This is a genomic window from Actinomadura logoneensis (assembly GCF_003428695.1).
GTDB lineage: Bacteria > Actinomycetota > Actinomycetes > Streptosporangiales > Streptosporangiaceae > Spirillospora > Spirillospora logoneensis.
Window position 1 is genome coordinate 1 of the sequence record NZ_QURH01000241.1, and the last position, 7,704, is coordinate 7,704.

Consider the following 7,704-nt stretch of genomic DNA (forward strand, 5'->3'; position numbering starts at 1 on the left):
CGGCGCTCCCGCTCGCCGCGGCCCTGCCCCTGGCCGCGCCCGCGCACGCCGACGACGCGCCCGCGCCCCGGACCGTGAAGCTCGCCTCCTTCGACGGCGTGCGCATCACGACCAACTTCTTCCCGGCCAGGGGCCTGGCGGCGGGCGCCAAGGCCCCGACCGTCCTGCTCGGCCACGGCTGGGGCGGACGCGCCGAGACCGACCCGGCCAAGGGCCAGCTCGCGCTGCTCACCTCCGCCGGCTACAACGTGGTGACCTGGAACGCGCGCGGCTTCGGCTCCGAGGGCGCGGCCAACGTGGACACCCCGGCCGTCGAGGGCCGCGACGTCATGAAGATCATCGACTGGACGGCCGCGCAGCCCGAGGCGGCGCTCGACCGGCCCGGCGACCCGCGGCTCGGCATGGCGGGCGGCAGCTACGGCGGCGGCATCCAGCTCGTCGCCGCGGGGATGGACCGCCGGGTGGACGTCATCACCCCGACCATCGCCTTCCAGAGCGTCGAGCGCAGCCTGTACCGGGACGAGGTCTACCGCGCGGGCTGGGGCACCCTGCTGTGCCTCGGCGGCGTCGTGAACGGCAACCGGGTCGCCGGGAAGGTGCTGGAGGGCTGCGCGTCCGGCGCGCTGACCGGAACGTTGTCGCCGTCGGTCCAGAAGTGGTTCATGCAGGCCGGGGCGGGCGCGCTGGTCGATCGCATCCGCGTCCCCACCCTCGTCATGCAGGGCACCGTGGACACCCTGTTCACGCTGCGCGAGGGCCTGTCGTTCTACCGTCCGATCAAGGCGCACGGCGCGCCGGTGAAGATGATCTGGTTCTGCGGCGGGCACGGCACCTGCTCGACCAAGCCGGGCACGTCCGACCATCTCGCCAAGGCCACGCTCGCCTGGCTCGCCCGCTACCTCAAGCGGGACGCCTCGGTGGACACCGGCGCGGGCTTCGAGTACATCGACCAGGACGGCGTGTACCGGACGGCCGCGTCCTACCCCGCCCCGGCCGACGCGCCGCTGCGCGCGTCCGGGAAGGGCCACCTGAACCTCAGCCCGCTGGACAACTCCGGCACCGCACAGGTCGCGCAGCCCGCGAAGAACGCCCTGACCGTCGCGATCCCGTCGCCGAAGGCGGACGGCCAGGCGGTCGGCGTCCCGCACCTCAGGGTGACCTACCAGGGCCGCGCGCTGCACGCGAGGACCGCCGTCTACGCACAGATCGTCGACCTGGACACCGGCCTGGTCGTCGGCAACCAGGCGACGCCGCTGCCGATCACGCTGGACGGCCGCCGCCGCACGGTCGACCGCGACCTTGAGGCCGTGTCCTGGAAGGTCGGGCCGGGCCACCGGCTCGCGCTCCAGATCACGCCCGGCACCGCCCTGTTCACCTCGCAGAAGGCGCTGGGGTGGATGGACGCGGCGAAGGTCGCGCTCACCGTCCCGACCGTCCGGCCGGGAGCCGTCGCGGACTACTGACCGCCGGCGGGGCGCAGGCGCTCACCGGTGCGGAGGCGGTCCAGGCCGAGCCAGATGAACTCGACCGCCATCGCCTCCGCCCGGTCGCGCGGGGTGTCGGGGTGCTCCAGCCACCACGACACCATCGACAGCATCGACCCGTACATCAGCGGGACGAGCAGCCGCGCCCGGTGCTCGTTGACCGCGAGCGCGGCCGGGGAGAGCGCCGGGTCGACCCGGCGGCGGATCAGCAGCAGGTCGGCGAAGGCCGCGCCGAGCCGGTCGCGCAGCTCGCGCAGGCCCGGCCCGACCTCCGGCTTGTCCAGGTGCCGGATGACCAGCGCCCAGGCGTCCGGCTCGTCGGTGGCGTAGTCGAACAGCACCCGCACCATCGCGCGGATGCGGTCGACCGAGTCGTCCTCGGCGCGCACCGCGGCGTTCAGGCGCCCGGTCAGCTCGGCGACGACCGAGCCGACGACCTCGGCGAACAGCTCCTCCTTGGACGTGAAGTGCTGGTACAGCAGCGCCTTGGAGACGTCGGCCGCCACGGCCACGTGCTCCATCTGGGTCAGGTGGTAGCCGCGGCGGCCGAACTCGCGCAGCGCCAGGCCGAGCAGTTGCTCGCGCCGACGCGCGTGCGGCATCCGCCGCCGCGCCCGGCCACCGGCCCCCGCCGCGCGGGTGGCCGCGTCCCCCGTGGTGTTCGTCATCCCTGGGTGAACTTACCCAACTCCGCGCGCGCGACGGACCGGACGTGCACCTCGTCGGGGCCGTCGGCGAGCCGCAGCGTGCGCAGCCCGGCCCACATCGCGGCGAGCGGGGTGTCGTCGGAGACGCCCGCGCCGCCGTGCACCTGGATGGCGCGGTCCACGACCTCCAGCGCGACCCGGGGCGCGACCACCTTGATCGCGGCGACCTCGGACCGGGCGGCCTTCACCCCGTGCTCGTCGATGAGCCAGGCGGTCTTCAGGGTGAGCAGGCGGGCCTGCTCGATCGCCATCCGGGACTCGGCGATCTGCTGCCGGACGACGCCCTGCGCGGCCAGCGGCCGGCCGAACGCGACGCGGTCGAGCGCGCGGCGGCACATCAGCTCCAGCGCCCGCTCGGCGATGCCGAGCGCCCGCATGCAGTGGTGGATGCGGCCGGGCCCGAGCCGCGCCTGCGCGATCGCGAAGCCGCCGCCCTCCTCGCCGACCAGGTTCTCCACCGGGACGCGGACGTCGGTGAACCGGATCTCGCAGTGGCCCTCCTGGTCGCGGTAGCCGAACACCGGCAGCGACCGGACGACCTCGACGCCCGGCGTGTCCATCGGCACCAGCACCATGGACTGCTGCAGGTACGGGTGGCCGTCGGGGTCGGTCTTGCCCATGACGATCATGACCTTGCAGCGCGGGTCGGCGGAGCCGGTGATCCACCACTTGCGGCCGTTGATCACGTAGTGGTCGCCGTCGCGCTCGATCCGGGTGGAGATGTTGGTCGCGTCGGAGCTGGCGACGTCCGGCTCGGTCATCGCGAACGCGGACCGGATCTCGCCGGCCAGCAGCGGCTCCAGCCACCGCTCCTTCTGCTCAGGGGTGCCGAACAGGTGCAGCACCTCCATGTTGCCGGTGTCGGGCGCGGAGCAGTTGATCGCCTCGGGCGCCAGCAGCGGGGAGCGGCCGGTCACCTCCGCCAGGGTGGCGTAGTCGGTGTTGGTGAGGCCGTGCGCCGGGTCGGTGCTGGCGGGCAGGAACAGGTTCCACAGCCCGCGCTTGCGCGCCTCGCGCTTCAGCTCCTCGACGACCGCCGGCGGCTCGTGCTCGCGTCCGGCGGCGACCAGCTCCCGGCGCTGCTCGGCGTAGACCGGCTCGGCGGGGTAGACGTGGGCGTCCATGAAGTCCTGCAGGCGGCCGAGGTACTCCTCGGCGCGGGGGCTCAAACCGAAGTCCATGGGGCTATAGTAACTGACGGGTCAGTTACTTACGAGGATGAGGTGCCATGACGGCGTTCGAGGAATCGGCGGACCCCCACCCGGCCGAGCGCGGCACAGGCGAAACCGGCAGGTCCGGTAGCAGGGCGCGCGGGCGCGCGGGGAGCGTCGCGCTCATCACGGGCGGCGCGAACGGCATCGGCGCGGCGGTCGCCCGGCGGCTGGCGGGCGAGGGCGCCCGGGTCGTCCTGGCCGACGTGGACGAGGAGCGCGGCCGGGCGCTCGCCGCCGAACTGGACGGCACGTTCGTCCGCTGCGACGTGCGCGAGCCCGCCGACAGCGCGCGGGCCGTCCGCACGGCCGCGGACCGGTTCGGCGGCCTCGACCTGGCCTTCCTCAACGCGGGCGTGGCCAGCGGCTTCGGCCTCGGCGACGACTTCGACCCCGAGCGCTACCGCCGCGCGATGGCCGTCAACGTGGACGGCGTGGTCTTCGGCGTCCACGCGGCGCTGCCCGCGCTGCGCGCCCGGGGCGGCGGCGACATCATCGCCACCGCCAGCATGGCCGGGCTCACCGCCACGCCCTTCGACCCCGTCTACGGCGCGAACAAGGCGGCCGTGGTCGGGCTCGTCCGGGCGCTCGGACCCGCGTACCTGCCGGAGGGGATCCGGGTGAACGCGCTGTGCCCGTCGTTCGCCGAAACCGACATCATCGTCCCGTTGAAGGACGAACTGGAGCGCACCGGCTTCCCCGTCCTGCCCCTCGCGGACGTGGTCGCGGCCTTCATGGCAATCTTGGACGGGGACGGCGCCGGGGAGGCCTGGTACGTGGTGCCCGGCCGCCCGTCCGAGCCGTTCCGGTTCCGCGGCGTCCCCGGGCCCCGCTGAACCGGCCGAGAGGGAGAAGCAGAATGCGCGCCATCCAGATCACCGAGTTCGGCGGACCCGAGGTCCTCGTCCCGGTGGAGCTGCCCGATCCGGTGCCGGGTGACGGGCAGACGCTCGTCGAGGTGGACCGGGCCGGGATCAACTACGCCGACACCCACCAGGCCGAGAACAGCTACCTGGCCAAGCAGGAGCTGCCGATGGTGCCCGGCGGCGAGGTCGTCGGCCGCACCCCCGACGGCCGCCGCGTCGTCGCGCTGCTCGGCACCGGGGGCTACGCCGAGAAGGCCGTCGCGCCGACCACCACCACCTGGGACGTCCCGGACGGCATCGACGACGTCACCGCGCTCGGCATGATCGTGCAGGGCGTCAGCGCGTGGCTGCTGCTGCGCCGCAGCACCCACCTCGAGCCGGGCGAGTCGGTCGTCGTGCACGCGGCGGCGGGCGGCGTCGGGACCCTCGCCGTCCAGCTCGCCAAGGCGTGGGGCGCGGGCCGGGTCATCGCCACCGCCTCGTCCCCGGAGAAGCGCGCCCTCGCCCTCGACCTCGGCGCCGACATCGCGGTCGACCCCAAGGAGCCCGACCTCAAGGCCGCCCTGATCGAGGCCAACCACGGCCGCCGCGTGGACGTGGTGCTGGAGATGACCGGCGGGAGCGTCACCGACCAGAGCCTCACCGCGCTCGCCCCGTTCGGCCGCCTCGCCTTCTACGGGATGGCCTCGCGGGAGCTGCCCAAGCCCGTCCAGCCCGCGAACCTGATGTCGCACTCGACGACCGTCGCGGGCATGTGGCTGGCGCACGTGTTCCAGCTGCCCGGCGACGTCATGGGCACCGCGCTGGACGAGCTGTTCGGCCTCGCCGCCGACGGCCGGCTCAAGGTCGTCTCGGGCGGCGAGTACGGCCTGTCGGAGGTCCGCCGCGCCCACGAGGACCTGCGCTCCCGCCGCACGACCGGCAAGCTCGTCCTCGACCCGTCCCGCTAGCCGCGCCGCGCCGTCCGTCCGGCCGTCCGGCCGTCCCCGAAAGACGGCACGCCCGGACGGCCGGCCGGAGCGTCGGCCCGCCCCCGGCTCAGTCGCCGACGAGACCGTTCTCGTAGGCGAACACCACGGCCTGGGTGCGGTCGCGCAGGCCCAGCTTGGTCAGCACGTGCCCGACATGGGTCTTGATGGTCTGCTCGGCCAGCACCAGCTCGGCGGCGATCTCCGCGTTGGACATGCCGCGCGCGATGAGCCGCAGCACGTCCCGCTCGCGCGGGGTGAGCGCGGCCGTCGCCGCCGGGCTCGGCCGCTGGTGCCTGCGGCGGCGGGCGAAGTCGGCGATCAGCCGGCGCGTGATGGACGGCGCGAGCAGCGCCTCCCCGCCCGCCACGACCCGCACGCCCTGCACCAGGTCGGCGGCGGGGGCGTCCTTCAGCAGGAAGCCGCTCGCGCCCGCCCCGAGCGCCTCGTAGACGTACTCGTCCAGGTCGAACGTGGTCAGCACCAGCACCCGCGGGCCTCCGGAACCGGCGGGACCGCCTCCGCCGCCCGGGCCGCCCGGGCCGGCAGGCAGGTCCGCGCCGGTGTCGCCGACCAGCTCGGCGGTGGCGGCCAGGCCGTCCATCTCGGGCATCCGGATGTCCATGACCACCACGTCCGGCTCGAGCTCGCGGGCGAGGTCGACCGCCTCCCGGCCGTTCCCGGCCTGCCCCACCACCTCGATCTCCGGGTCCGAGGACAGCAGCGCCGCCAGCCCGTCGCGGATCATCACCTGGTCGTCGGCGATCAGCACCCGAATCGTCACGGGATCACCCTAGGGCGTCCGCCTCCCGTGATCATCCGGAATGCGCGGGTCGCGGGGCCGGAAGGTCCGGCGACCCGCGCCCGTCAGGGCCGTCCGGCCACCCGGCCGGGTCGCGGGGACCGCGCGGTCACCCGTCGGCGCCGTAGGGGAGTTCGGCCTCGACCGACCAGCCCGGACGGCCGTCCCCGCGCGGCCCCGTCGTCAGCGACCCGCCCAGCATCGTGGCTCGTTCGCGCATCCCGACCAGCCCGTGCCCGCCGCCGGACGACTCGGGCACGCCGCCCGGCCCCGGCCCCTCGTCCCGGACGGCCACGCTCAGCGCCCGGTCCCCGTAGCCGACCTCCACCCGCGCCGTCCCGCGCGGCGCGTACCGGGACGCGTTGCTCAGCGACTCCTGGACGATCCGGAACGCCGACAGGTCCACGCCGGGCGCGAGCGGGCGCGGCATCCCGGTGACCGAGCTCGTCACCGTCAGCCCGGACCGCCGCGCGGCCCGCAGCAGCTCGTCCAGCCGGGCCAGGCCGGGCTGCGGGGCGCGCTCGGCCGCCTCGTCCTCGGCCCGCAGGAGGCCCACCACCCGCCGGGTCTCGGCCAGCGCCTCGCGGGCCGCGTCCCGCACCACCACGAACGTCGCGCGGGCGGGTTCCGGCAGCTCGGGGATCTTGTACGGGGCGGCCTCGGCCTGCATCGCGATCACCGACATGTGGTGCGCGACCACGTCGTGCAGCTCGCGGGCGATCCGCGCCCGCTCCTCCAGCACGGCCTGCCGGGCCAGGTCGCGGCGGTGCAGCTCCTCCTGCTCGCGCAGGGCGCGCTCGGCGATCCGCCGGCCGCCGACCGCGTCGCCGAACGTCAGCGCCAGCACCACCAGCCCCGACAGGATCGCCCCGAACCAGATCGGCATCGCGACCAGCGACGCCGGGACGACCACCCCGGCCACGCTGGCCATCCCCACGCCGGCCGTCACCAGCCGGTCCCCGGCCGCCCCGACGCAGAAGAGCATGATCATGAACGCCAGCCAGGCGGTCGGCGACCACGGCCAGAAGCCCGCGTGCCCGATCAGCAGGGCGCCGAGCAGCAGGCCGGACGCCGCGAGCCGCCACGCCAGCAGGGGCCGGAACAGCGCCACCACCAGCGGGGCCCCCTCCAGCAGCCCGACCGGCACGCTCACGTCGGCCGACTGGTGCAGGGTCTCCATCGGGACGGCGATGGACCCGCCCGTGAATCCGATCGCCAGCAACGTCAGGAGCACCATCAGCGGGATGCGGATCCACCTGCGCCGCGGCAGCGGGGGCCGCACCGCGTTCGGCCCGGTCGCGACGCCCGGCAGCAGCGTGCGCCGCAACGCCGCCCGCACGAACTCGTCCCCGGAGGACGACCCGGGCGGCGCACCGGAGCCGAGGGGTGCGGCAGTACCGGGGGACGCGGCGGTACCGGCGGCGTCCGAGGACGCGGCGGAGGGGGAATCGGCCGCCGTGCCGGCGGACGGCCCCGAGGACGCGTCGGGGGAGGGCCCGGAGGACGGGCCGGAAGGGGACTGGTCGCTCATTTGCCTGGAGAGTATTCCGCGCCCGGCCCCGGCCGCCTGCCTCCGCGGAGGGAGATCCGGTCCACCGCCTCCGGTATCGCCCGCGCGGCCCGGCCGACCGAGCCCGGCCGCCCCCAGCCCGGCCGACCGAGCCCG

7 protein-coding genes are annotated in these 7,704 nt (G+C 75.1%); 3 read left to right on the forward strand and 4 right to left on the reverse strand.

All coding sequences use genetic code 11. The features are described 5' to 3' along the window. The coding region (locus DZF91_RS14120; protein WP_117357930.1) for an alpha/beta hydrolase family protein at positions 1–1,463 on the forward strand (1,463 nt) is incomplete at its 5' end. Here the strand turns inward: DZF91_RS14120 and DZF91_RS14125 are convergent. Both DZF91_RS14125 and DZF91_RS14130 read right to left on the reverse strand, forming a co-directional pair. Beyond that, on the reverse strand, positions 1,457–2,152 hold the full coding sequence (locus DZF91_RS14125; protein WP_117357931.1) for a TetR/AcrR family transcriptional regulator: 696 nt from the start codon (positions 2,150–2,152) through the stop codon (positions 1,457–1,459). The genes DZF91_RS14120 and DZF91_RS14125 overlap by 7 nt on opposite strands. Then, positions 2,149–3,372, reverse strand: a complete 1,224-nt coding sequence (locus tag DZF91_RS14130) for an acyl-CoA dehydrogenase family protein (RefSeq protein WP_117357932.1) — start codon at positions 3,370–3,372, stop codon at positions 2,149–2,151. Before DZF91_RS14130 ends, DZF91_RS14125 begins: the two co-directional genes overlap by 4 nt. 47 nt (positions 3,373–3,419) lie before the next feature. On the opposite strand from DZF91_RS14130, the gene DZF91_RS14135 reads away from it, so the two are divergent. Beyond that, a complete protein-coding gene (locus DZF91_RS14135) occupies positions 3,420–4,238 on the forward strand; it encodes an SDR family oxidoreductase (RefSeq protein WP_117357933.1) in 819 nt (272 codons plus the stop codon). Positions 4,239–4,261: 23 nt separating this feature from the next. Further along, complete coding sequence (locus tag DZF91_RS14140) at positions 4,262–5,218, forward strand: quinone oxidoreductase family protein (protein ID WP_117357934.1); 957 nt, start codon at positions 4,262–4,264, stop codon at positions 5,216–5,218. A gap of 88 nt (positions 5,219–5,306) precedes the next feature. Here the strand turns inward: DZF91_RS14140 and DZF91_RS14145 are convergent, their stop codons facing one another. Together DZF91_RS14145 and DZF91_RS14150 are read right to left on the reverse strand one after the other, a co-directional pair. Further along, positions 5,307–5,984, reverse strand: coding sequence for a LuxR C-terminal-related transcriptional regulator (locus tag DZF91_RS14145; RefSeq protein ID WP_235834279.1), 678 nt, complete (start codon positions 5,982–5,984; stop codon positions 5,307–5,309). Between the two features lie 163 nt (positions 5,985–6,147). Then, on the reverse strand, positions 6,148–7,569 hold the full coding sequence (locus tag DZF91_RS14150) for a sensor histidine kinase (protein WP_235834277.1): 1,422 nt from the start codon (positions 7,567–7,569) through the stop codon (positions 6,148–6,150). Between the last annotated feature and the right edge of the window lie 135 nt (positions 7,570–7,704).

Bases quoted from the DNA above. Each gene is read 5' to 3' on its own strand.
- DZF91_RS14125 (WP_117357931.1), bottom strand. From the start codon at position 2,152: ATGACGAACACCACGGGGGACGCGGCCACCCGCGCGGCGGGGGCCGGT.
- DZF91_RS14130 (WP_117357932.1), bottom strand. From the start codon at position 3,372: ATGGACTTCGGTTTGAGCCCCCGCGCCGAGGAGTACCTCGGCCGCCTG.
- DZF91_RS14135 (WP_117357933.1), top strand. From the start codon at position 3,420: ATGACGGCGTTCGAGGAATCGGCGGACCCCCACCCGGCCGAGCGCGGC.
- DZF91_RS14140 (WP_117357934.1), top strand. From the start codon at position 4,262: ATGCGCGCCATCCAGATCACCGAGTTCGGCGGACCCGAGGTCCTCGTC.
- DZF91_RS14145 (WP_235834279.1), bottom strand. From the start codon at position 5,984: ATGATCCGCGACGGGCTGGCGGCGCTGCTGTCCTCGGACCCGGAGATC.
- DZF91_RS14150 (WP_235834277.1), bottom strand. From the start codon at position 7,569: ATGAGCGACCAGTCCCCTTCCGGCCCGTCCTCCGGGCCCTCCCCCGAC.